The sequence below is a fragment of the Nonomuraea sp. NPDC049714 genome, assembly GCF_044465295.1.
Taxonomy (GTDB): Bacteria; Actinomycetota; Actinomycetes; order Streptosporangiales; family Streptosporangiaceae; genus Nonomuraea.
Map to the genome: position 1 here is coordinate 58,553 of NZ_JBITLM010000021.1, position 23,123 is coordinate 81,675.

The window sequence follows — 23,123 nt, forward strand, 5'->3', positions numbered from 1 at the left end:
GGATGGACCGCTTTCATCCTTCTTGCCGGCGGGTGTCACGCCTCCTTGCAGGCTCAGGGCTTGCTGTCGGTCCAGCCGGCCTCCAACACGGCCGTCGAGTTCCAGACGGTGCCGGGCTCGAAAGCGGCCTGGTAGCCGCCGGGCTTCACCACGACGCTCTCGTTGGCCAGCGCCCGGCCGGTCGCCTGGTCGAAGATCAACCGGTTCTCCAGGACGCCGGTGGACTTCTTGTCCTTGGTCCGCACGGTCTGCTCGATCGCCACCGCCGTGCCCTGACGTCCTTCGGCGTCGGTGACGTTCTCGATGACCTCGACCGTGTCGAGGCCGGCGAGCATCCGGAAGGCGGCCCCGCGCACCTCCGGCGTGACCGGCATGTCGGTGATCAGCCCCGCGCTCACCGTGAACAGCCAGACGTCGGCCGACATCGGGTCGCTCGACGATTCGGTGCCGTGCCCGCCGTAGGAGCGCAGCAGCCACGCCTTGAGCTCGCCCGGGTCGGAGGGCAGGCCGCGCAGGTCCTTCATGGTCACGTTGCGGCCCAGCCAGAACACCTTGTCGCCGTCGACGAGCGGCGCGTGGCCGGTCTTGGCGGCGCGAGGAGAGGTGGACAGGGTCAGCTCGCCCATCTTGGCCGGCATCTCGACCTTGATCTCGGCCGGGGAGCCGGCCTGCCGCCACGCCGTCTCGTCCGCCTCGGTGGCCGGCCGCGCGCCCAGCGACCGGTTGCGGCTCCACTGGTCGCCGCCGGTGGCCTTGGGCGTCCAGCCTTCGATGCGCGATCGGTCCCAGACCAGGTAGCCGCCGTCCACGGCCTTGTACAGCGAGCGGCTCACCGATGCCGTGTGCCAGTAGGCGGCTGTGTCGTCCGGCTGGCGATCAGCCTTCTCGGCGGCGGCCAGCAGGACCTCCCGCGCCGACAGTGTCACCTTCGGCGCGGCCGTGGACGGCGTGGGGGCGGGCGGTGCGGTCGTGGACAGGGCGGTCGTGGACAGGGCGGTCGTGGGCGGTGTGGTCGTGGACAGGGCGGTCGTGGCTCGGGCCGCGTCGGGGTCGGGCGGCGTGCCGCCACCGGTGCCCGTCACGACGACGGCGGCCGCCGTCACGGCCGCCGCGCCGGCCAGGCTGATGCCCCACACCGGCCTGGCCCTGCGCTTCTGGCGGGCCTGCCGGGGCCGCGACATGGCGTAGGAGAGCTCCGCCGCCCTCGTGCGCTCGTCCACCGGCGCGTCGCCCAGATGGGCGGGCCGGGCGGCACGCAGCTCGTCGATGGGGTTCATGACCACTCCTCCTTGAGGCTCGGCACGCGGGGACGGGGCGGCGGGGGCGACTCCATCGCCTGCCCGAGCCGTTTGCGGGCACGGTGCAGCCGGACCCGGAACGTGGCCGACGAGCAGCCGATCACCCGGGCGGCGTCCCTCGGGGACAGCCCCTGCCAGGCCACCAGGACGAGGATCTCCCGGTCGTCCTCGGGCAGCTCGGCCAGCGCCCGCAGCACGCTGATCCGCTCGGCGACCTTGTCGGCCACGTCGTCGTCCACAACGCCGGCCACAACGCCGGTCACGTCGCCCTCGGTCCAGGCGCGCAGCTCCGCGCCGAGCGCCTCCCGCCGCGCCTGCGCGCGGATGTTGTCGCGCAGCACGTTGCGCGCGACCCCGAGCAGCCACGGCAGGGCCGGCTCCGGTACGTCCTCCAGCCGCCGCCAGGCGATGGCGAAGGTCTCGCTCACCACTTCGTCCGCCACCTGCCGGCCCGCACGACTGACCACGTACGCCCACACGCGTTGCCGGCATTCGTCGTACATGCCGGTGAACCGGTGCTCATCATCCGTCACCGCCCCGCCCCTTCGTCCCGGATGCGCTCTTCTGACACCAGGTAGTGGTGCGAGCCCTCCGGTTGTTACGCGTCTTCTGCGGTGAAATATGCCGGATGGCTCGCAGGCGGGGTCGGTCCAGCACTACCCGCGCAGGGCGCGGTGGTCGGCCTTGAGCGGCCGGCTGAGTCGTACGGTGATGAACTCGTTGTTGTCGGCCTTGCCGGCCGTGCGGCCGGAGGAGAACGGGAAGTTGTTGTCGTTGGCGATGATCAGCGTGCGGTCGTCGAGGATGGCCACGTCCTCGATCGTCTCGAATGGGAAGCGGAAGGTCTCGCCGAAGCCGCCGAGGCCCTTGGGGTTGGCCACGTCGAGCAGGTCGGCCACGAGCGTCTTGTCCATCGCCCCGTCGCGGTCGCGGTCGCGGGTGTCGGCGAGGTAGACGCGCTTGACCTTGGCCGCGTCGCCCTGGGCGCCGTCACGCTCGATGATCAGGAAGCGGTGCCGGTCGACGGCGACGGCGTCGCCGATGGCGTGGTTCGCGGCGTCCAGCTCGTAGGCCCAGCGCTTGTCCGTGTACTGCTTCTTCCGCAGGTCGAACTCGTACATCCGCAGCGTGCCGGCCGGGTCGCCGTTGACGGTGCCTTCGAGCAGCGGGTGGAGACGCTTGCCGTCGACGGACCGGGCCATGCCCTCGAAGCCCTTGCTGCGGCCGAGGTTGGGCTGGGCGCCGTTGAGGAACGGGTTCTCCGGAGCCTGTACGCCGGGCAGCGGGACGGGCGCGTCGAGCAGCGTGCCCGAGGAGGAGAAGTGCAGCACGAACGGGCCGAACTCGTCGCCGATCCAGTAGGTGCCGTCGGCGGCGCGGACGATCGACTCCACGTCGAAGTCGGCGCCGGTGAGCTTGCGGTCCTCGCGGGTCAGCGGGAAGGTGATGTGGCGGTCGGGGTCGCTCAGGCCGAACCCGCCGAGCACCTTCACCGCGCCGGTGCGCAGGTCGGGCTTGACCTGGTGCACCCGGAGCAGAAAGTCGGCGCTGTTGGCCTTGGCACCGAAGCCGTTGTCGGACAGCATGTCGTAGACGCCGCCGCCCCGGCGCACGATGCCACTGAACCCCTGCACGGGCTGCCCGGCGAAGGGTGGGGTGAGCCCGTTGACCGGTGCGGAGCCGAGGGCGGCGCCGGACGCCTCGCTGCCGGGCACGAAGGTCTCCGCGGGGAGGGTCGCGAACCCGGTCAGGGTGGCCCTGCCGAACTCGCGGGGCTCGGGGGTGGCGGCGGCAGGCGCGGCGAGGCCGCTGACCAGCGCGGCGGCGCCGAGGGCGATCAGTGCACGTCTCATGCGGGGCACGGTAACCAGATCGGATTAATCAGTACATAACGCCAGGCATCTCACCGGGGAACATGACCGACCGTAACTGACCAGGTATGCACGAGACAGGAGAACACGCCGGTGACGACCACCCTCGACCCACTCCGCGCGGCCCCCCGGACGGCCGCCTGGCTGGCCGCCCTGGAGGACGACGACCTCCCGGACGTCGAGATCGTCCTGCCCACCCCCGAGGTCCTGCTGGATCTCGCCGTCCCGTACGAGGACGTCAACCCCCTGCTCACGCTGGCCGGGGAGCTGCGGGCCGATCCCGAGCTCCGGTGGCTGCTGGAGCGGTGCGTCCAGCGGCTGGTGCGCGGCATCGGAGCCGTCGACGACCCCTTCGACCTGCCTGACCTGCCCCTTCTCGACCGATACTTCTACGCCTTCGTCTTCGTCGCGACGCTGCCGTACGTGCGGGCCTACCACCGCGAACGGGGCATCCCGGCGGACATCTCCCGGCACACCCTCGCCGACCTCGGCCGCAACCTCGCCGTGCACCGCAGGCGGCACGGCGTCGGCGGCGTGGTCCATCCCTCCTGGCTCAAGCTGCACTTCCGCGGCGAGGTCTACCAGCTGGGACGGTTGCAGTTCCAGCGGGCGACCCTGGGCACGCGGATGGGGACGGCGGTCGCCGCCGCGCTGCCCGTCGGCCCTGGCGACCCTGCCCTGAGCCTGCACATTCCCGACTTCTCCGGCCCGCTGACGCCCGCTGCCTGCGACGACTCGCTGACCCGGGCCCGCGACTTCTTCCCCCGTCACTTCCCCGAGGAGCCGTACACCGTGGCCGTCTGCCACTCCTGGCTGCTCGACCCGCAGCTGGCCGATCACCTGCCGGCCGGCTCGAACATCGTCGGCTTCCAGCGCCGCTTCCGACCCGGCTACCGGGACGAGCAGCCCAGCGACGGGCCGATCGAGTTCGTCTTCGGCGATCCCGGCCTGCCGGTGGACGCCCTGACCCCCCGGACCACGCTGGAGCGCGCGATCGTCGGCCACCTGCGCGCCGGCGGCCACTGGCACCTCGGCAACGGGTGGTTCCCGCTGTGACGGTCAGCGGGCGCGCGCGGCCAGCCGCCGTCCCGCGCGCCGCGCCGGCACCTCCACCAGCCGGTACGTCCCCGCCGCGCAGCCCAGCAGCACCGCCAGCGTCACCACGCCCAGCCCCACCCGGTACGGCCAGGCGACCGCCGCCGGATCGGCGAGCAGCCCGTCGACGATCTCCAGCAGGATCGGGTGCAGGAGGTAGACCGAGTAACTGACCATCCCGAGCCACGCCCACACGGCGGGCACCCGGCGCCCGGCCAGCAGCATCCCGGCCGCGAAGGTCGTCCAGGCGGCCACCACCGTGATCACCCATGCCCACGGGAAGTCCGGGCTGTGCCAGATCCCCGCGGCGACGGCGGCCACCGGCACGCTCCCGGCCAGGGCGAGCGCCCGTGACCGGTCGATCTCGCCGGACCGGGCCCGGTAGAGCGCCGTACCGGCGAACATGGTCGCCAGGATGATCAGACTCTGCCAGGCGGGGATCCGCCCGTTGACCGCGAGCAGCCCCAGCGTGACCAGGCCGAGCGCCGCCGCGCCCGCCCGCCGCAGGAGCGCGTGGGAGCTCAGCACCCCGGCCAGCCCGCCGCCCGCCAGCGCGATCACCGCCAGCGTGGTGGCGAGCGTGGCGTCCGCGCCGCGCGACAGCAGCACCGAGGGCAGGATCCCGCCCGCCGCCACGGCCACCACCCCGAACCCGCAGGCGATCTCCGCGCTGCGCAGATGCGCCCTGGCCAGGTAGAGCGCCGTGACCAGCAGGTAGAAGGCCATCTCGTACGAGAGCGTCCACAGCACGTTGAGCACGTTGGGCACGTTCAGGAGGTCCTGGAGCATCGTGAGGTGCCCGAGGACCGCCGAGGCGGGCCGGTCCGTCAGCCAGATGTGCAGGGGGTCGATGCCGGTGGCCGCCAGCAGCAGGGCGGCGGTCACCACCACGGCCCACAGCGGGTAGAGCCGGAACACGCGGCCGATCCAGAAGCCGGACACGCTGCCGTGACGTTCCAGCGAGGCCGGGATGACGTAGCCGCTGACGAGGAAGAACACCATGACGCCGTACATCCCGGCGTCGAACCACGGGCCGGTGACCTCCCGCAGCTCCGGGTAGAGCGGGTTGAGCGCGTGCTCGTACACCACCACGAGGGCGGCGACGCCGCGTAACGCGTCCAGCCAACCGAGCCGGTTTCCCACTGCCTGTGGCGGTGCATCGATGTTCGTCATGGCGGGCCCGACTTTATCTATAGTTGACACTGACTATTTGAAGGCGGATAGTTGATCCTGACTAAGGAGGATCGACACGATGAAGAAACGGAAGGTGGCCAATCCGCTGGCGCTGGCGGTGCTGGCCTGGCTGATGAGGGAGCCGACGCATCCGTACGAGCTGGGCCGGCGGCTGCAGGAGAGCGGTCAGGACCGCAACATCAAGTACAACCGCGGCTCGCTCTACATGGTCGTCGAGCAGTTGCGCAAGGCCGGCTTCATCGCCGAGCAGGCCACCGTGCGCGACACCCAGCGGCCTGAGCGCACCCTCTACGCGCTCACCGACGAGGGGCGCGCCGAGTTCTACGACTGGATGCGGGAGCTGGTCAGCGAGCCGCAGCACGAATATCCCCGGTTCGGGGTGGCGCTGTCGCTGCTGAGCGTGCTCTCGCCCGAGGAGTCCGTGGAGCTGCTCCGGCAGCGGGAGCGGGCCCTGGACGGCGAGCTCGGCGAGATCCGCGACCTGATGCGCGGCGCGGCCGAGCAGGGGGTGGGCTGGGTGTTCCTCATCGAGGAGGACTACCGGCTGTCCCTGCTGGAGGCCGAGCGCCGCTTCGTCGTGGGGCTGATCGAGTCGTTGCAGCAGCCGGAGTATGTCCGGACCTGGCTGGAGTTCTTCGCCCGGGAGGAGCGACCATGACGAACGCGACGGAAACCGGTCACGTCACCTCGGCTGACGGCACCGTCATCGGCTACCACCGGCTCGGCGACGGCCCGGCGCTGGTGGTGCTGCACGGCCAGATGGAGTCCGCGCAGAGCCACCGGCAGTTGGCCGAGGCCCTGGCCGGCACGCACACGGTCTACCTGCCCGACCGCCGGGGTCGCGGGCTGAGCGGCCCCTACGGCGCGGCGCACGACAGCGAGCGGGAGGTCGAAGACCTGGACGCGGTCCTCACGGCCACGGGCGCCCAGTGGGTCTTCGGGGTCAGTGTCGGCGCGCTCGTCGCGCTCCGGGCCGCGACCGCGCTGCCGGCCGTCCGCAAGGTGGCCGTCTACGAGCCGCCCCTGTTCGCCGACGGCCCCGCGCCCACCGACTGGGTGGCCCGCTACGAGCGGGAGATGGCCGCGGGCCGGGTCGCGGCGGCGCTCGTCACCGCCATGCTGGCGGCGCGGATGGGGCCGCCGATCTTCCGGTTCATGCCGCGTCCGCTGCTGGAGTTCCTGACCGGCCGGATGATGGCGGCGCAGGACGGCAGGGCCGGACCCGGCGACGTCACCATGCGGATGCTCGCCCCGACCCTGCGCCACGAGGCGCGCCTGGTCGCCGAGCTGGCCCAGACCCAGCGGGACGTGCGCGCGGACGCGCTCCTGCTCGGCGGCGGCAAGAGCCCCGCCTACCTGAAGGCCGCCCTCGACGCGCTGGAGCGGGTCATGCCGGAGGCCAGGCGGGTCGAGTTCGCGGGCCTCGACCACGGCGGCTCCGGAAACACCGACCTGGGCGGCGAACCGGATGTGGTGGCCGGCGAACTGCGCCGCTTCTTCGCCTGAATCCGCCTGAATCCGCCTGGTGCGCCGACGGGTCGAAGCGGGATCATAGGGGCATGCTGTCCGTCCTGGCCCCCATCGTGGCCGCCCTCGCCCTGCTGATGAACGGCCTCATGGCAGGCATCTTCTTCGCGTTCTCCAACTCGATCACGCCGGGCCTCGACGCGATCGACCCGGCACCCGCCGCCTCGGCCATGCGCAGCATCAACCGCAAGATCCTGAACCCGGGGTTCCTCACCCTGTTCGTGCTGTCGCCGTTCGCCTCGGCGGGCGCGGGCGTGCTCCTGCTGTTGCTCGGCGAGACCGAGGCCGCGATCTGGCTCATCGCGGCCGGCGTGGTCTACGCCCTGGGCTCGTTCCTGCCGACGGCGGTGCTCAACGTGCCGATGAACAACGCGCTCGACGCCGGCGAGCTCGACTGGCAGGGCTACGGGGCCCGCTGGACCCGCTGGAACACGGTCCGCGCCGTCGCGAACGTCGTCGCCCTGCTGCTCATCGGGGTGGGGTTGTGGGCATGGCAATGATCGGCACGGGATCCCGCACCGATCACTGATCTCCGCGGCGGCTCCTGTCACATGTTGATCATGTGGCCGGCCAGGCCGTGGATCGCCTCCTTGACCGCTTCGCCGAGGGTCGGGTGGGCGTGCACGTTACGGCCGACCTCGTGCACCGTGAGGTCCCACTGCTGGGCCAGCGTCAGCTCGGGCAGCAGCTCGGTGACCTCGGGGCCGATCAGGTGGGCGCCGAGCAGCTCGCCGTGCTCGCCGTCGCTGAGGATCTTGACGAAGCCGTTCGGGTCGCCCAGGCCGTGCGCCTTGCCGTTGGCGGTGAACGGGAACTTGATCACCTTGACGTCATAGCCCAGGTCGCGGGCCTGCGCCTCGGTGTGCCCGAAGCTGGCCACCTGCGGCTGGCAGTAGGTGGCGCGCGGGATCATGACGTAGTCGAGCTCCATGGTCTCGGCCCCCGCGATGGTCTCCGCGGCGATGACGCCCATCGCCTCCGCGGCGTGGGCCAGCATGAGCTTGGCGGTGACGTCGCCGATCGCGAAGATGTGCGGCACGTTGGTGCGCAGCCGGCCGTCGACCGCGATGGCGCCCCGGTCGGTGAGGGCGACGCCGGTCTTCTCCAGGCCGTAGCCGTCGACCCGCGGCTGGAAGCCGATCGCCTGCATCACCTTGCCGGCCTCGAGCACCTGCTGCTGCCCGTCACGGGAGACGGTCACCTTGACCGAGGAGCCGTTGTCCTCGATGTTCTCGACGCGGGTGGAGGTGAGCACCTCGATGCCGAGCCGCTTGTAGCGCTTGGCCAGCTCGGCGGAGACCTCCGCGTCCTCCAGGGGGACGATCCGGTCGAGGAACTCCACGATCGTCACCTTGACGCCGTAGTTGTGCAGCACGTACGCGAACTCCACGCCGATCGCGCCCGCGCCCGCGATGATGATGCTCTCCGGCAGCTCCTCGCTGAGGATCTGCTCTTCGTACGTCACCACGCGGTCCGACAGCGACGTGCCGGGGATCAGCCTGGTGGTGGCGCCGGTGGCGATGATGCAGTTGTCGAAGGTGATCGTCTCGTCGTTCACCTGCAGCGTGTTGGCGTCAAGGAAGGTGCCGCGGCCGTCGTACTCCTTGATGGAGTTCTTCTTCATCAGGTAGTGGATGCCCTTGACCCGGCCGTCCGCCACCTTGCGGCTGCGCGTGAACGCCGCGCCGTAGTCGAAGGTGACCTCGCCGCTGATGCCGAAGGTCTTGGCCTCATGGTTGAAGATGTGGGCGAGCTCGGCGTTGCGCAGGAGAGCCTTGGACGGGATGCAGCCCACGTTCAGGCAGACGCCACCCCAGTATTTCTCCTCGATGACCGCTGCGCGCAGGCCGAGCTGGGCGGCGCGGACCGCTGCCGTGTATCCCCCCGGACCCGCGCCGAGAACGACGACGTCATAGTGAGTGCTCATGAGTCGGACCATACCGCTCGTCCAGGTGCGCCCCTGACCCTCACCCCTGTGGCTAGACCTCCACGTTGTACGGCAAGCTCAACTCCTCGGCCGGAACGCCGCGAATCCCCCAGTTCGTCTTCGGCATCTCGATGATCGTGATCTCCACGTCGTCAGCCGGGTAGGGGAGGGTCTCGTAGATCGTCCGGATCAGTGCGCGCTTGGCGTAATCGCTGCGGCCGGTGAAACAGACCACCTCGATGATCAGGTAGCCCTCGCCGCGCTGCGGGCAGATGAGGTCGTCGGCGTCCAGCAGCAGGAACCGGTGGAACCTCTTGTCCTCGGGCAACTCCCAGGCGCTGACGAGGCAGGAGTGCAGCAGATCCGACACCTCTCGCTGCCGCCCCGCCCACACGTCGCGCCGCCCGTAAACCTTCACCTGAGCCATGTCGGCCACTATAGACAGGTGATTCGCATACTGCTCGCCGACGACGAAGCCATGATCCGCGCCGGGATCCGGGCCATTCTGGCCTCGGATCCGGAGCTCGACGTGGCCGCCGAGGCCGCCGACGGGCGGGAGGCGGTCGACCTGGCCATCAGCCATCATCCCGACGTGGCGCTCCTGGACATCCGGATGCCCCGGCTCGACGGGCTCGCGGCGGCGGCCGAGATCCGCCGGGCCGCGCCGGGGGTGGCCGTGGTGATGCTGACCACATTCGGCGAGGACGACTACATCGCCAAGGCGCTCGACGTGGGGGCGAGCGGATTCCTGCTCAAGTCGGGCGATCCGCGCGAGCTCATCGCCGGCGTGCACGCCGTCGCGGACGGCGCCGCCTACCTGTCGCCCAAGGTCGCCCAGCGCGTCATCAGCCAGCTCGCCGGCGGGCGCATGGCACGCGGCGCCGCCGCCCGCGACCGCATCGAGGGCCTCACCGAGCGCGAGCGCGAGGTGCTCGCCCTCGTCGGCGCCGGACTGTCCAACGCGGAGATCGCCCGGCGGCTGCACATCGTGGAAGGCACCGTGAAGGCGTACGTCAGCACCATCCTCACCCGGCTCGACGTGCGCAACCGCGTCCAGGCCGCCATCGTCGCCCACGAAGCCGGATTGGTAGCCTGACCTGTGATGTATCGCCTCCTGTTCATGTGGGTCCTGCGGCGGTTCGACGCCGAGACCGTGCACCACCGGACCGTCAGGGCCTTCGCGCTGCTCGCCAGGCTGCCCCTGCTCAAGCGACTCCTGCACCGGACGTTCGCCCCGCACGACCCCGTCCTGCGGGTGAGCGCCTTCGGCGTGCACTTCCCCGGCCCGCTCGGGCTGGCCGCCGGGTTCGACAAGGACGCCGCCTGCGCGGAAGGGATCGCCGCGCTGGGCTTCGCGCACGTCGAGGTCGGCACCATCACCGCGCACGCCCAGCCGGGCAACCCCCGCCCCCGGCTGTTCCGGCTGGTGCCGGAGCGGGCGGTCGTCAACCGGATGGGGTTCAACAACGCCGGGGCCGCCGCCGCCGCACGCAGGCTGCGCCGGACCCGCGGGGTGCCGGTCGTGGTGGGCGTCAACATCGGCAAGACCAAGGTGGTGCCCGAGTCCGAGGCCGTCGCCGACTACGTGGCGAGCGCCAGGAAGCTCGCGCCGCTGGCCGACTACCTCGTCGTCAACGTCAGCTCACCCAACACGCCCGGCCTGCGCGACCTGCAGGCCGTCTCGCTGCTGCGGCCGCTGCTGACGGCGGTCAAGGAGGTCGCCGACGGCACCCCCCGCCGCACCCCGCTGCTCGTCAAGATCGCCCCGGACCTGGCGGACGAGGACGTCGACGCCGTCGCCGCGCTGGCCCTGGAGCTCGGGCTCGACGGGATCATCGCCACCAACACCACGATCAAGCACGCCGGCGAGACCGGTGGCCTGTCCGGCCGCCCGCTCAAGGCCCGCTCCCTCGACGTGCTGCGCCGCCTGCGCGCCAAGGTGGGCGACCGCATCGTGCTGGTGTCGGTCGGCGGCGTGGAGGACGTGGACGACGTCTGGGAGCGCCTGCTGGCCGGAGCCACCCTCGTGCAGGGCTACACCGGCTGGATCTACGGCGGGCCGCTGTGGGCCGCGCGCATCCACCGGCAGCTGGCCCGCCGCGCCCGCCGGCACCGCCTGTCCTCCATCACCGACATCATCGGCCGCACGGCATAGGCGGGGTGCGGCGCGGGACTGTCGTAGCGGGGAGTTAGTGTCCGTGCGTCGGATGCCGGCGATGGCGGGGAGTTCAGCGTGACGGCGCTCGCGAGACCGGAGCAGGCGGAGGTGGAGGCCTCCGTCGAGCAGCTCGTGCACGTCGGCGAGGACGACTACACCGTGGCCCGGATGAGCTCCGACGACGCGGGGGCGTTCGTCGCCTCCGGGCGGGCGCTCGGGGGAGCGCAGCCGGGGGAGCGGCTCCTGCTGTCCGGCGAATGGGGCGAGCACCCCCGCTACGGCGGCCGGCTGCTGGTCAGAAGGTGCGAGCGGGTGGCGCCGTCCTCAGTCCGCGCCATCACCCTCTACCTGGGGTCCGGGCTGATCCGAGGCGTGGGGCCCCGGCTGGCGCACGCCATCGTCAGCCACTTCGGCGAGCGGACGCTCAAGGTCATCGACGCCGAGCCGGAGCGCCTGCGTGAGGTCGTCAACATCGGCGCCATCCGGCAGGCGCAGATCGTCGAGGCGTGGGCCGAGCAGAAGGCCGTCGCCGAGCTGATGGTCGCCCTGCAGGGATACGGCGTCAGCCCCCTGCTCGCCACCAAGATCTACCAGTCGTACGGTCACGACGCGCTGCGTGTCCTGACCACCGACCCCTACCAGCTGGTGGGCCGGGTGCGGGGGATCGCCTTCCACACCGCCGACCGCATCGCGCTGCGTTCCGGGGTGCCGGCGAGCAGCAGACAGCGGATCATGGCGGCGGTGGTGGACCGGCTGGAGGCGGCGGCGGCCGGCGGCGGCCACTGCTTCGTCGCGCTGCGGGCCCTCGTCGCCCAGGTGTCGGCCCTGGTCGAGCAGGACGAGGAGCCGATCCGGCGGGCCATCGACGCGCTCCACGCCGAGCGCCGGGTGGTCGTGGAGGCGTCCATGACCGACGCGAGCCAGGCGGTCGTCTACGGCAAGCAGGAGCACAGCCGCGAGGTCGCGCTGGCCACGCAGCTGGCCCGGCTCCTCCAGGCCCGCTCGACGCTGCGGCTACGGCCCTTCGCGGAGGACCAGCGGCTGCACGAGGACCAGCGCACCGCCGTCAACCTGGTGCTGACCAGCACCGTGTCCGTGCTGACAGGCGGCCCCGGCTGCGGCAAGAGCCACACCGTCGCCGCCATCGCCGCCACGGTGCGGGCGATGGGCGGCAGGGTGACGCTGACCGCGCCGACGGGCAAGGCCGCCAAGCGCCTGTCGGAGCTCACCGGCCTGCCCGCGATGACCGTCCACCGGATGCTCGCCCGGCAGCCCGACCTGGAGGACGGCATGCTGTTCCAGGAGGTCCCCGCCGAGGCCGATCTCATCGTGGTGGACGAGGCGTCCATGCTGGACCTGCAGCTGGCCACCCGGCTGACGGCCGCCGTCCCGTCCGGCAGCCACCTGCTGCTCGTCGGCGACAGCGACCAGCTGCCCAGCATCGGGCCCGGCAGGGTGCTGGCCGACGTGCTCAGCGTGGCGGAGATCCCGCGCATCCGGCTGACGCACATCTTCCGGCAGGCGCAGGACAGTGGCATCGTGCAGGCCGCCCACCGCATCCGCGGCGGCGAGCTGCCGTACCTGCCGGGCGGGGGCGGCTTCTGGTTCGAGGAGCTGGACGATCCGGCCGCGGTGGCCGAGCGGGTGATCCACCTGGCGACGGAGGCGATCCCCAGAAAGCAGGGCATCGGCCCCGAGCAGGTCCAGGTCCTGTGCCCGATGCGCAAGGGCGAGACCGGCACCATCGAGCTCGGCCGCAGACTCCAGGACCGCCTCAACCCGCGCAGGGACGACGTCGACGAGCATTGGTACGGCTCCACGGTCTTCCGGGTCGGCGACCGGGTGATGTCCATCCGCAACAACTATGACAAGGGCATCTTCAACGGCGAGATAGCCACCGTCACCGGGATCGACCCGAGAGACCGGCTGGTGGATCTCCTGACGGACGACGCCCACAAGGTCCAGTACGCCTTCGACGAGCTGGACGAGCTCACCCACGCCTACGCCATCAGCGTCCACCGCTCCCAGGGCAGCGAATACCCCTTCGTCGTCGCCCCCATCGTCGCCGAATCGGGCGGCATCATGCTCCGCCGCCGCCTCCTCTACACCCTCATCACCCGGGCCAGGACCTGGGTCGTCCTGGTCGGGCAACGCGACGCCCTGGAGCTCGCCGTACGCCGCCTGGGCGACCGGCGGAACACCGCCCTCCCGCAGCGCCTGACCCTGTTGACGGACCGTTCCTAATCAATGATCAGAAGTGGGTCTTGGACCCACGTCCCGGCATTGCGCGCATCCCGAGCGGTTTTGGATGCACTGGTTGCCCGCGTTCCTCGTGTGGTCCCCGTTCGGGTACGTGCATCGTGTGCACGCTCCGTGGCGGGTGGGCGGGTTTCCTCACGTCCTCGGATACCCGGCTCGGCCTGGACTGTCCGATGCCCCACACGATCGCTCTGGTCGTGTGGGGGCGGTGCCGTCCGTCGCCGGATCGGGTGCCCGAGGGCGCGTCGCCCGATCGCGATACCGGCGGCATCGTGACGGGACATTGTGCGGCGCGGGGAGACCAGCGGCTTTTGCCAGTGCTGGCCTCCCCACTGAGAGGTATAGGCGGGATCGACCGCAACGATTGACAGATCTGCCTCGGCGGCCATCGAGATCAACCGAGCCTTGAGCTTGCCGGTGGGCATGCCGGAGATCAACTGACGGAACCGCTTCTTACGGCCGTGCTTCTCACGGGTCTTCTCGGCGGTGAAGTCGAGGTCTTCAATCGCGATGGCAGCCACGCCGCAGCTATTGGCCCAGTGCAGGACTTGGGTGATGGCGTGCCGGATCTGCGCGTCACGGTGATCGGCCGACCCGGACAGGTCGTAGGAGAACCGGTGCGGCTCACCGACCGGGTTGCCGTGCCGGTCGAGCCGGTAGGCAGCGAAGTGATCGGCGTTGGTGTCGACACCGATCATGCCGTTCGCGCGGGCGGTCTCCAGCGGGATGGTTTTGACGACCGGGCGTTGCCAGGATGCGGTCAGGTACCAGCGTCCGCGTGCCACGTCGAGGTGGATGCGGTAGGCCACGGCCCGGTTGCTGTCGATCCTGTCGCGCCACTCGTGTCCTCGATGCGCGAAGGTGACCTTGGAGGCGAGGATGTACCGGCCGTGCTCGCTGTTGGCCAGGTGCGCCAACGGGGCCGGGAGCTTGATGGAGACTTCGCCGTCCGGGGTGAGGCGGATCGTCTCGTTGCCGAAGCGTTTGCCCGACTCTCCATCGGCGGCGAGGAACCAGCGCTCAGCTTCCCACCGCTGCCGCCACTCATGCTCGGTGAGCTGGGCCTTGTCGAGGTTGTGGCGGGTGCCCAGCAGGCGCTTGCCGCCGCGCACCACATGCACGCGCCCATCTTCGCGATCGGTGCGGGCCCTTTCGAGGCGGTGCTGAAGGATGTGCAGGCGACGGGACTTGTAGAACCACTCGCCCTTCGAGCGGTAGCCGCCCGCAGCCCGTTTGGTGCCCTTGTCCCCGAGTGGCTGCGACAGCCGGTGCATCAGCATGCGCACACCGGCTTCGAGGTTTTCCATGTGGGCGAGCTGGCAACGGCGTGACAGAGCCCACTGATCGTGCGTGGCCTTCGTGATCGACCCGGCCCACCGGGACGAAGACTCGGAAGTCAGCCGCTGCTTACGGGCCGCCCATTTCTCCGAGTCGTGATCGCTTCCGTCTGCGCAGCGTGCCTTGAGGTCCAGCGACGCCAGCGCGCCCAGGTGATCACCGATCAGCCGCAACACCCGATCGTCGGCGATCGTGAGGTTCTTGAGACGGTCGCGTATCGCCACACCGGACGGGCCGAGGGCGACGAACGGCGCATCGATGGCGCGCAGCCGCTTCTTCTTCGGCCTCTCACTCATCGGCAGCCGCTGCTTCCAGGGCCTTGGTCGCCCGGCTCTTCGCCGAGCGGCGACCGTACAGGCGGGCGCAGAACGAGGTCAGCACCTCAACCATGTCCCGCACGAGATCGTCTTCGACTTCACCGTCATCCAGGACGACAAGACGACGACCAGCGGCTTCGAGGGCGGCTTCGACGAGTTCGGTGTTCATCCGGCCCAGCCGGTCACGATGCTCGACCACCACCGTTGTCACCTTCGCATCGGCCAGCAGACGACGGGCCTTCGCCCGGCCGCCGTTCATACCGGACGCGACCTCGGACTCCACACGAACGACCGTGTGCCCCGCCGTCGCCGCCCACTGCGACAGCCGGGCGACCTGGCGGTCCAGATCCGCCTTCTGATCGTGGGAGGAGACGCGGGCATACAGACCCACGCCTCCGGTCACCGGCGGTGAGGTGTTCGCGTCGATGTTGACCAGGATCGTGCGTGGCCCCACTCGCTCCGCAGGTACCGGCAACGTGCCCTCACGGAACCAGCGGTACGCGGTGCGGGGAGCAACTCCCTGCGCTCGCGCCCATTCCGTCAGGTTCACAAGACAAGATGCTATACAAATCTTGATCAGTGATGGTCACTCATGAACACTAAATAAGCAACAGTTACCAAATCCCTGACCGGCACAGGTTCAGACGCTTGGGCGGGTCGACTCCGCGTCGTGGGTCATCTCGTCGATGCGGGACATCACCGCCGACACGTCGTTCAGCCCCGGCCGGTGGGGGCGGCGGCGCTGCCAGGGCCGGGGGCCCGCCGGGGGCCGGTACTCCACGCCGAGCGCGTCCAGCCTGCCCAGGTGGGCGTCGAGCCGCCCGTCGAAGTCGTCACGCGGCCCCCAGGCGATCTCGGCGACCGCGCAGGCGCGCGGCCACAGCCGGTAGTCCATGGTGCGGGCGTCCGGCACGCGTTCGGTCCAGAGCTGGGCCTGCGCGCCCAGGACGTGGGATCGCTCGTCGGGGGACCAGTCGCCGGGTGCGGGGTCGAAGGCGGCCACGTCGGCGACGGTGATGGTCTCGCCGATCGCCATCGGCTCGTCGGCGGAGGCCGCCTCGGCGTAGTCGAAGTAGAGCGGGAAGACGGCGGTGGCGACCACGTCGTGGCCCGCGGTGGCGGCGCGGCGGCCGACGTTCATGCCGCGCCAGGGCATCACGACGGTGTCCTGCCTGAGACCGCCGCTGACGAACGCCTCGTCCCAGACCACGGCGCGGGAGCCCCGCTCGGCCAGCGCGTCGGCGAGCTGCCGCAGGAACCACGCCTGCAGGTCGTTGGACGTGGCCAGGCCGAGGGAGTCGCGGTAGGCGACGATCTCGGGGGAGGACGTCCACCGGTCCAGCACGACCTCGTCGCCGCCGATGTGCACGTACGGGGTGTCGCCGAGGGCTTCGAGGAGCTCGTCGAAGATCGTGGTGAGGAACTCGATGGTGGACGGGAACGGCGACAGGATGGCGGGGGAGATGCCCCAGCGCTCCATCACCTGATGGGGCTCGTCCGTGACGCCGAGCGACGGGTAGGCGGCCAGGATCGCCGACGCGTGGCCGGGCACGTCGATCTCGGGGACGATCGTGACGGCGCGGGCGCGGGCGTAGTCGGCGAGCTCGGCCAGGTCGGCGAGGGTGTAGTAGCCGCCGTGCGGGACGCCGTCGTAGGCCTCGTCCTCGCGGTAGAAGTGGACTGCGGTGCGCGGCCGGTGCGAGGCGACCTCGTGCAGCAGGGGATAGGCCCTGCTCTCCACCCGCCACCCTTGGTCGTCGGCCAGGTGCAGGTGCAGGTGGTTGAGCTTGTGCACGGCCATCAGGTCGATCAGCCGCATGACCTCCCGCCTGGGGAAGAAGTGCCTGGCCACGTCGAGGTGCAGGCCGCGCCACGGGAAGCGGGGCGAGTCCTCGATCCGGACGCCGGGCACGGTCCACGATCCCCGCGCGGTGACGCGGTAGGAGGCGTCGGGCAGGAGCTGGTGCAGCGACTGGGCGGCGTAGAAGGCGCCCGCCGGGCCGCCCGCGGTGATCTCGATCCCGCGCGAGCCTGCGATCAGCCGGTAGGCCTCGGCGCCGAGCGCCGGATCGTGCCTGGTGGCGATCGCGCCGTCGTCGCCCGGCCGCAGGTCGAGCATGGGCAGCGCGGTCCGGATCGGCTCGACCAGAGTGTCGGGCCCGGAGATGGTGGAGCCTGCGGCCAGGTCGTAGGAGCCGGACAGCGGATTGAGCACCTTCGGGCGAGGAATCATGATTGGAGATACTGCTGCAAACCGTTGGCCAAAGCCAGTGCGATCTTCTGCCGGAAGCGCGGGTCCTGGAACTTGGCCGCCTCGGTCGGGTTCTTCATGTTGCCCGCCTCAAGGAAGATCTTCGGCACGGTCGAGAGGTTGAGCCCGCCCAGGTCGTCGCGGTAGTCGAGGGCCTTGTTGCCGATGTAGGTGGAGTAGGGCAGGCCGGTGCCCTTGCGGAAGGCGTCGCGTACGGCCTTGCCGAGGCTGCTGGAGGCGTTCACCACCGGGTCCACCGGGCCGTTGATCTTCTTCGGCATGATGATGTGGAAGCCGCGGTTGTGGGTCGCCGAGCCGTCGGCGTGGACCGAGATCGCGGCGTCGGCCTTGTTGCGGTTGCCGATGGCGGCCCGCTTGGTGATGCACGGTCCCACGCCGGTGTTGTTGGACCTGGTCAGCTTGACCGTGGCTCCCCGGCTCTTGAGGATCTTGGCGAGCCGGGTGGAGACGTCCCAGGTGAATGCCGCCTCGGAGTAGCCGTTGGCGGTGGCGGTGCCGGTGGTGTCGCAGGCCTTCCACTTCGTCAGCACGTTGACCTGACGGTTGATGGCCTTCGGATCGCGGAAGTTGCCTCCGTTGTGGCCGGGGTCGATGACCACGACCTTGCCGTCGAGCGGCACGGCCGCGGGCTCGTCGACGGCCGGCGCGGGCCTGGAGGCCGCGCCGGTGCCGTCGGCCTGCGGTTTGGCGGTGTGTTCTGTCGATGCGCCGCCGGCTCGCGCCGGGGCCTGCTCGACGGCCTGGCCTGCCGTGGACCCGCTGGAGGCGGCGCCGCCGCACGCGCAGACGATCAGGCCGCAGGCGGCGAGGACGGAGGCTGGTAGAGCACGCATGGGCTCCAACTTACGTCAAGCCGCCTCCGGACTCCGGCGAACGCGCCGAACGGGCACACCGCGCTCCGGCGGGCGAACGCCCCCACAGGCGGGCGAACGCGGCGGCCCTACCAGACGTGCTCGCCGACTTCCTGGCGCTGGAGCAGCGCGGCCAGTTCCCGCGCGTCCTCGGCGTCGAGGCCGAGCACGACGCGGGGGCGGCCCCACGGGTGGTCGAGGGAGTGGGCGACGTAGCTGGCGACGGACTCGGCGCCGACGTCGGTTCCCCTCCCTCGTCCAGCCCGCCACTGCGCCCAGGCGCGTTCGAGCTCGGCCGCGGCGCGCTGGGCACACGACACCAGTTCTGGATCACGCATGGCTGTCCCCCCGGATCAGATCGTGGCCGGATCGAATCCGGCCACAACTAGCATGACCCTGGTGAGTAAACCGCCGTGCGGCGGTGTCGCGAAGCATGTTGACCCAGCCTTGGCCTGCTCTTAGGCCCGTCCCGTGCTGCGGCGCACGATCAGTTCCGGAGTCACCTCACGCAGGCGGGCGGGTGTGGTGGGGTTGGTGATCCGGTCGCTCAGCAGTGCGGCGGCCGTCCTGCCCATGGTGCGGCGCGGCTGGTCGACGGAGGTCAGCGAGATCCGGCCGGACGCCGACAGATGGGTGTTGTCGTAGCCGACCACCGACAGGTCCTCCGGCACGCGCAGGCCCAGCTGGTCGGCGGCCGACAGCACGCCGAGCGCCACCACGTCGTTGGCGGCGAAGATCGCCGTGGGCCTGGGCTCGCGGGTCAGCAGGGCGAGCGCCGCGTCCCTGCCGCCGCTCTCGGTCGAGTCCGCGGCCTCGACCATGATGTACGGCGCGAGCGCGTGCCTGCGCATGGCCACGAGGTAGCCCTCGCAGCGGGAGGGCCGGGCGCCCTCGATGTGTGCGATGCGCTTGTGACCGGACTCGACCAGGTGGTCGATGGCCAGCCGGGCGCCGAGCTGGTCGTCGTCGACGACGATGTCGACGCTCTCCAGCTCGATGTCACGTTCCCCTACGACGACCGTCGGGGTGTAGGCGGTGGCCTCGATGAGCGTCTCGTTGGTCGGCGCGATGCCTAACAGGACCAGTCCGTCGACCCTGAGCTCGAGGAAGGCCTCCACGGCCTCGTCCTCGAAGGCGGGGTCCCACTGGCTGTTCCCGATCAGCATGCGCAGGCCGTCGCCGTGCAGGCTCTCCTGCAGCCCGTCGAGGAACTCCGCGTAGAAGGGATTGTGCAGGTCGGCGACGAGCGCTCCGATGAGGTGGGTGCGCCCTTCGACGAGGCTGCGCGCCACCGCGTTCGGCCGGTAGCCGAGCTCGCGGGCGGCTTGCAGCACGGCCTGGCGTCTGTGCTCACTCACGTGCGGGGATCCGCGCAGCACGAGTGAGACCAGCGATTTGGAGACGCCGGCTCGTTCGGCGACGTTGCGGATGGTGGGTCGTGGCCGAGGCAGCGTGTCTACCTCTCTCAGCTTGGTGATGGTTGAAGTCTTGACTGGCGGACCTGACATGTGTCTCCCCCGCGATGCGAAGTTGGGCACCTGTCTCACCAAACGATCGAGTTCGCCGCAGGGTACGGCCTGAAATGAGGGAGGCCGGTAATCGGTCGATCGCCGCGACGACTTGCATGTGCGATCACCGGTAGGTCGGCACGGTGAGCTTCGGGCTCATGCTGGAGTGCAGCTGAGTGGCGCACGACACCGAGGTCGTGGATCGCTCCCGAGGAGGCGGCGGGGGCGAGCGGACGCTGATCGCGTCGTTCGGCGTGGCGGCCGGCTACGACACCGAGGTCGACCGGCTGGAGGCGCTGAGCCGGCTGTGTCACGGTCGGTGCTGTCAAGAAGAAGAATGGCGCCGGGCGGGCGGCGCCAACTCCCCTTGCGACGTTGTGTCGTCACAGGGGTGGACCGGGTCGCGCCGACCTGGCCCACCGTTCAACCCCCCTGAGGTTCGTGACGACCCTGGCACTACTCCGAGCGCTGCTGCGGAATCCCCGCGAGCAGAGCGCGGACCTCGGTCTCCCGGTAACGCCGGTGACCGCCGAGGGTACGAATCGACGTCAACTTGCCCGCCTTGGCCCACCGGGTAACGGTCTTGGGGTCGACCCTGAACATGGTCGCGACCTCGGCGGGCGTGAGCAGTGGCTCGGCCTCGGGTGTACGAGCTGACATTTGTGCGGCCTCTCCTCCGTGTGGACCGGCTTCGCGATCCTGTGACTGCCTGTGCGCCTGTCACGGATGTCCCTCTATGGTCCAGAGCGTGCGGCTTTTCTGGGCCATATGCGGTATCACCCGATGTGACCATACAGCCACGCAGAGCGATTGGCGAGCCCTTCTTTCGACTCAACTGCCCGCCCCCATGGCGATGTCACGCTCGGTGATTCTAGCGACACGTTTCGTGGTATCGCAGTGAAAACGGCAAACTACTCAGTTCGCAGAAGAGTGCAGCCGCGAGTCGTGACCTACTCATGCAGGTCAGACGGTCGTATTGGGGTTCAGTTGGCAGATTCCAGAAGTTGCATTGACTTCCAGCGAAGGATGACCCTCTGATACATGGCGTAGGCAAGTTCTTCTTGACCCGTGTCCAGCCCTGTCAAAGCCGCCGAAAGCTCCGCGACGGACTGGTCCGCCTGCAAAGCGTCGTCGTCCATGAGATGCACCAGGCCGCCGTAGTCGAGCTCGACCAGCGAGTGCGGATGAAACTCCTCCAGCCAGCGCGCGATGTCCTCGACGTCGAAGTTGGGCGTGGTCTCGCCCAGATGCCGGCGCATCACCTGCAGCGCCCGTGCCGCCCGCCGCCGGGCCTGCGCCATGGAGGTGACGTAGATGAGGTTGCGCCCCGTGGCGGTGGTCACGTCCTGTCCGGGCGCGGCGGCGCCGAGCACCAGCCAGCGCTCGTTCCCGTCGAACGGCACGAACCACGACGGTGGCACGTGCCAGGCCGTGGTGCGGATGTGGGTGCGCAGCATCGAGGAGTCACCCCTGCGCTTGAAACGGTCGAAGTCGTCGGCCGTCTGCTCGGCGATGGCATGAGGGACGAGATGGTCCATCAGCTTCGCGGGAGTGCTGCCGCGTAGCCGTGAGAACGCCAGCCACGAGCGCAACCGCGTCTGCCATGGGCAGACGTACAGTCTGTCCTCAACGCGCCGCAGGTAGGCGTTGGGGCTCTCCTGTGACGGAACGGGCTCTGGGGGCATGCCGAGCAGTCGCCTGAGCGACTCCGCGTGCTCGGCGTGCAGGGCGTTGGCGCGGCGTGGACGGTCGCGCGAATCGGCGTAGTCGGCCCAGACCTTGCGCTCAGACTCGGCGAACGCGGTCAGCGGCTCATAGACGCGGAGGTAGGCGGCATAGGGCAGCACGGAGGCATCGTGTCACGAAGCCAACCTGCCGCGCATCGCGCCTACTACGCTGGAAGGCGATCTCCGCCGCGAAGGTGCGGCGGACCGGACAGGGAGTCACTACCGTGACCGACGTCTTCAGTTCGTCCCACAAGGACGTTCACGAGCAGGTCGTGTTCTGCGCCGACGAGCAGAGCGGCCTGCGTGCCATCATCGCCGTCCACAGCACCGCACTGGGACCGGCGCTCGGCGGCACCAGGTTCTATCCGTACTCCGACGAGCACGCCGCGCTGGCCGACGTGCTCAGCCTCGCCAAGGGCATGTCGTACAAGAACGCGTTGGCCGGGCTCGACCACGGCGGCGGCAAGGCCGTCATCATCGGCGACCCGGGCCGCGACAAGAGCGAGGCGCTGCTGCGCGCCTACGGCCGGTTCGTCCAGTCGCTCGGCGGGCGCTACGTCACCGCCTGCGACGTCGGCACCTACAGCGAGGACATGGACCTCGTCGCCCGCGAGTCACGCTTCGTGACCGGCCGCACCCTTTCCCACGGCGGCGCCGGCGACTCCTCCATCCTCACCGCGTTCGGCGTCTTCCAGGGCATGCGCGCCTCCTCCGAGCGGGTCTACGGCACGCCGTCGCTGCGCGGCAGGCGGGTGGGCGTCGAGGGCGTGGGCAAGGTGGGCCACCGCCTGGTGGACCTGCTGCGCGAGGACGGCGCCGAGGTGGTGATCTGCGACGTCAGCGAGCAGGCCATCGAGCGCGTACGCCGGCGCCACCCGGAGGTCGACGTGGTGGCGGACGCGCAGGCCATGACAGGGGGCGACATCGACGTCTTCGCCCCCTGCGCCCTGGGCGGCGCGCTCGACGAGGCCACCGTGGCCAGGTTGCGGGCCAGGATCGTCTGTGGCGCGGCCAACAACCAGCTCGCCCATTCCGGCGTCGAGAAGCAGCTCGACGAGCGTGGCATCCTCTACGCGCCTGACTACGTCGTCAACTCGGGCGGCGTGATCCAGGTTGCCGATGAGATCGGCGGATTCGTGATGGAACGGGCGCGCGCCAAGGCGGCCCAGATCTACGACACGACTCTGAAGATCTTCGGGATCGCCGCTGAGGAGGGAGTTCCTCCGGCGGTCGCAGCAGATAGGCTGGCCGAGCGCAGAATGTCGGAAGTAGGGCGTCTAAGGGGCATTTGGCTGGGCGGCTGACGCCCCGCGCCCATACGACGTACCGAGCTGGGCACAAAACAGGTACGGTAATAGGCGAACGATAGGCTGACGTCCATAGTCAGGGCGACGTCAGTGTGTGGTGCGTTAGCGACGAGGGGTCGGGGACGACCCCACACGAGGGGGTCGAGCCAATGGGGCGCGGCCGAGCAAAGGCCAAGCAGGTCAAGGTTGCTCGCCAGCTGAAGTACAACAGCGGTGGCACGGATCTTGACCGACTTCGCGACGAACTCGGGGTCGGCGAGCCCGACCATAACGACGACGCCGACGACATCAACGACGAGCTGGCGGATCGCTATGCCGATTACGCCGAGGGTTACGGCCCCGGAGACGACGACGATGATCGTACGTCCGGACGCCGCTAGCCGTTCTTCAGAGTGAGGATGGACACGCGCTCCGGCGCGGGTCCATCCGTTCAAGTGCGTCAGAGCCCCACGGGTGACCGTGGGGCTTTCGTCG

Annotated in this window: 23 protein-coding genes; 9 read left to right on the forward strand and 14 right to left on the reverse strand. The window is 70.1% G+C overall.

Annotated elements, in window-relative coordinates; genetic code table 11:
- Positions 1-53: 53 nt before the first annotated feature.
- The 3 genes from ACIBQX_RS47930 to ACIBQX_RS47940 form a co-directional block, all read right to left on the reverse strand.
- Positions 54-1,277: a CU044_5270 family protein gene (locus tag ACIBQX_RS47930; RefSeq protein ID WP_397017014.1), complete on the reverse strand. Its 1,224-nt coding sequence runs from the start codon at positions 1,275-1,277 to the stop codon at positions 54-56.
- Positions 1,274-1,831 carry an RNA polymerase sigma factor gene (locus ACIBQX_RS47935; RefSeq protein ID WP_397017016.1) on the reverse strand — a complete coding sequence of 186 codons (558 nt, stop codon included), beginning with the start codon at positions 1,829-1,831 and terminating at the stop codon, positions 1,274-1,276. Before ACIBQX_RS47935 ends, ACIBQX_RS47930 begins: the two co-directional genes overlap by 4 nt.
- A 123-nt stretch (positions 1,832-1,954) precedes the next feature.
- Positions 1,955-3,151, reverse strand: coding sequence for an esterase-like activity of phytase family protein (locus ACIBQX_RS47940; RefSeq protein ID WP_397017018.1), 1,197 nt, complete (start codon positions 3,149-3,151; stop codon positions 1,955-1,957).
- Between the two features lie 111 nt (positions 3,152-3,262).
- Between ACIBQX_RS47940 and ACIBQX_RS47945 the strand changes: the two genes are divergently transcribed.
- Positions 3,263-4,225 (forward strand): acyltransferase domain-containing protein, encoded by a 963-nt coding sequence (locus tag ACIBQX_RS47945; protein ID WP_397017020.1) that lies wholly within the window; start codon positions 3,263-3,265, stop codon positions 4,223-4,225.
- Between the two features lie 3 nt (positions 4,226-4,228).
- Here ACIBQX_RS47945 and ACIBQX_RS47950 read toward each other — a convergent pair whose 3' ends face one another.
- Complete coding sequence (locus ACIBQX_RS47950) at positions 4,229-5,437, reverse strand: acyltransferase family protein (protein WP_397017022.1); 1,209 nt, start codon at positions 5,435-5,437, stop codon at positions 4,229-4,231.
- 79 nt (positions 5,438-5,516) lie between these two features.
- Here ACIBQX_RS47950 and ACIBQX_RS47955 point away from each other — a divergent pair, with 79 nt between their 5' ends.
- From ACIBQX_RS47955 to ACIBQX_RS47965, 3 genes are read left to right on the forward strand one after another with little or no spacing between them, the layout of a single operon-like run.
- Positions 5,517-6,116 (forward strand): PadR family transcriptional regulator, encoded by a 600-nt coding sequence (locus ACIBQX_RS47955; protein ID WP_397017024.1) that lies wholly within the window; start codon positions 5,517-5,519, stop codon positions 6,114-6,116.
- On the forward strand, positions 6,113-6,964 hold the full coding sequence (locus ACIBQX_RS47960; protein ID WP_397017026.1) for an alpha/beta fold hydrolase: 852 nt from the start codon (positions 6,113-6,115) through the stop codon (positions 6,962-6,964). Before ACIBQX_RS47955 ends, ACIBQX_RS47960 begins: the two co-directional genes overlap by 4 nt.
- Positions 6,965-7,017: 53 nt before the next feature.
- Positions 7,018-7,485: a DUF1772 domain-containing protein gene (locus ACIBQX_RS47965; RefSeq protein WP_397017028.1), complete on the forward strand. Its 468-nt coding sequence runs from the start codon at positions 7,018-7,020 to the stop codon at positions 7,483-7,485.
- Between the two features lie 47 nt (positions 7,486-7,532).
- Here the strand turns inward: ACIBQX_RS47965 and lpdA are convergent, their stop codons facing one another.
- Together lpdA and ACIBQX_RS47975 are read right to left on the reverse strand one after the other, a co-directional pair.
- Positions 7,533-8,912: a dihydrolipoyl dehydrogenase gene (lpdA, locus tag ACIBQX_RS47970; protein WP_397017030.1), complete on the reverse strand. Its 1,380-nt coding sequence runs from the start codon at positions 8,910-8,912 to the stop codon at positions 7,533-7,535.
- A gap of 52 nt (positions 8,913-8,964) precedes the next feature.
- Positions 8,965-9,339, reverse strand: a complete 375-nt coding sequence (locus ACIBQX_RS47975) for a tautomerase family protein (RefSeq protein WP_397017032.1) — start codon at positions 9,337-9,339, stop codon at positions 8,965-8,967.
- Between the two features lie 18 nt (positions 9,340-9,357).
- Here ACIBQX_RS47975 and ACIBQX_RS47980 point away from each other — a divergent pair, with 18 nt between their 5' ends.
- The 3 genes from ACIBQX_RS47980 (at position 9,358) to ACIBQX_RS47990 (ending at position 13,314) form a co-directional block, all read left to right on the forward strand.
- The gene (locus tag ACIBQX_RS47980) at positions 9,358-10,008 is read left to right on the forward strand and encodes a response regulator (RefSeq protein ID WP_397017034.1); all 651 of its coding nucleotides are present in this window, start codon (positions 9,358-9,360) and stop codon (positions 10,006-10,008) included.
- A 6-nt stretch (positions 10,009-10,014) separates the two neighbouring features.
- Complete coding sequence (locus tag ACIBQX_RS47985; RefSeq protein ID WP_397017036.1) at positions 10,015-11,067, forward strand: quinone-dependent dihydroorotate dehydrogenase; 1,053 nt, start codon at positions 10,015-10,017, stop codon at positions 11,065-11,067.
- A 78-nt stretch (positions 11,068-11,145) separates the two neighbouring features.
- On the forward strand, positions 11,146-13,314 hold the full coding sequence (locus tag ACIBQX_RS47990) for an ATP-dependent RecD-like DNA helicase (RefSeq protein WP_397017038.1): 2,169 nt from the start codon (positions 11,146-11,148) through the stop codon (positions 13,312-13,314).
- On the opposite strand, the gene ACIBQX_RS47995 is transcribed toward ACIBQX_RS47990, so the two are convergent.
- From ACIBQX_RS47995 to ACIBQX_RS48030, 8 genes are all read right to left on the reverse strand, one after another.
- Positions 13,311-14,963 carry an IS200/IS605 family accessory protein TnpB-related protein gene (locus ACIBQX_RS47995; RefSeq protein WP_397017040.1) on the reverse strand — a complete coding sequence of 551 codons (1,653 nt, stop codon included), beginning with the start codon at positions 14,961-14,963 and terminating at the stop codon, positions 13,311-13,313. The two genes, ACIBQX_RS47990 and ACIBQX_RS47995, sit on opposite strands and share 4 nt — an antisense overlap.
- The gene (locus ACIBQX_RS48000; protein WP_397017041.1) at positions 14,956-15,534 is read right to left on the reverse strand and encodes an IS607 family transposase; all 579 of its coding nucleotides are present in this window, start codon (positions 15,532-15,534) and stop codon (positions 14,956-14,958) included. The genes ACIBQX_RS47995 and ACIBQX_RS48000 overlap by 8 nt, the downstream gene beginning before the upstream one ends.
- A 90-nt stretch (positions 15,535-15,624) precedes the next feature.
- Entirely contained in the window at positions 15,625-17,217 is a 1,593-nt protein-coding gene (locus ACIBQX_RS48005) for a beta-N-acetylhexosaminidase (RefSeq protein WP_397017043.1), read from the reverse strand.
- Positions 17,214-18,089 (reverse strand): N-acetylmuramoyl-L-alanine amidase, encoded by an 876-nt coding sequence (locus tag ACIBQX_RS48010; protein WP_397017045.1) that lies wholly within the window; start codon positions 18,087-18,089, stop codon positions 17,214-17,216. The genes ACIBQX_RS48005 and ACIBQX_RS48010 overlap by 4 nt, the downstream gene beginning before the upstream one ends.
- A gap of 107 nt (positions 18,090-18,196) precedes the next feature.
- Positions 18,197-18,445: a hypothetical protein gene (locus tag ACIBQX_RS48015; protein WP_049572779.1), complete on the reverse strand. Its 249-nt coding sequence runs from the start codon at positions 18,443-18,445 to the stop codon at positions 18,197-18,199.
- 120 nt (positions 18,446-18,565) lie between these two features.
- Positions 18,566-19,615, reverse strand: coding sequence for a LacI family DNA-binding transcriptional regulator (locus ACIBQX_RS48020; RefSeq protein ID WP_397017047.1), 1,050 nt, complete (start codon positions 19,613-19,615; stop codon positions 18,566-18,568).
- A gap of 456 nt (positions 19,616-20,071) precedes the next feature.
- Positions 20,072-20,275, reverse strand: coding sequence for a developmental transcriptional regulator BldC (gene bldC, locus ACIBQX_RS48025; protein WP_013133571.1), 204 nt, complete (start codon positions 20,273-20,275; stop codon positions 20,072-20,074).
- A 323-nt stretch (positions 20,276-20,598) separates the two neighbouring features.
- On the reverse strand, positions 20,599-21,462 hold the full coding sequence (locus ACIBQX_RS48030) for a hypothetical protein (protein ID WP_397017049.1): 864 nt from the start codon (positions 21,460-21,462) through the stop codon (positions 20,599-20,601).
- Between the two features lie 104 nt (positions 21,463-21,566).
- On the opposite strand from ACIBQX_RS48030, the gene ACIBQX_RS48035 reads away from it, so the two are divergent.
- Together ACIBQX_RS48035 and ACIBQX_RS48040 are read left to right on the forward strand one after the other, a co-directional pair.
- Positions 21,567-22,646, forward strand: coding sequence for a Glu/Leu/Phe/Val dehydrogenase (locus ACIBQX_RS48035; RefSeq protein WP_397017051.1), 1,080 nt, complete (start codon positions 21,567-21,569; stop codon positions 22,644-22,646).
- A gap of 152 nt (positions 22,647-22,798) precedes the next feature.
- Complete coding sequence (locus tag ACIBQX_RS48040; protein WP_397017053.1) at positions 22,799-23,029, forward strand: DUF3073 domain-containing protein; 231 nt, start codon at positions 22,799-22,801, stop codon at positions 23,027-23,029.
- Positions 23,030-23,123 lie beyond the last annotated feature (94 nt).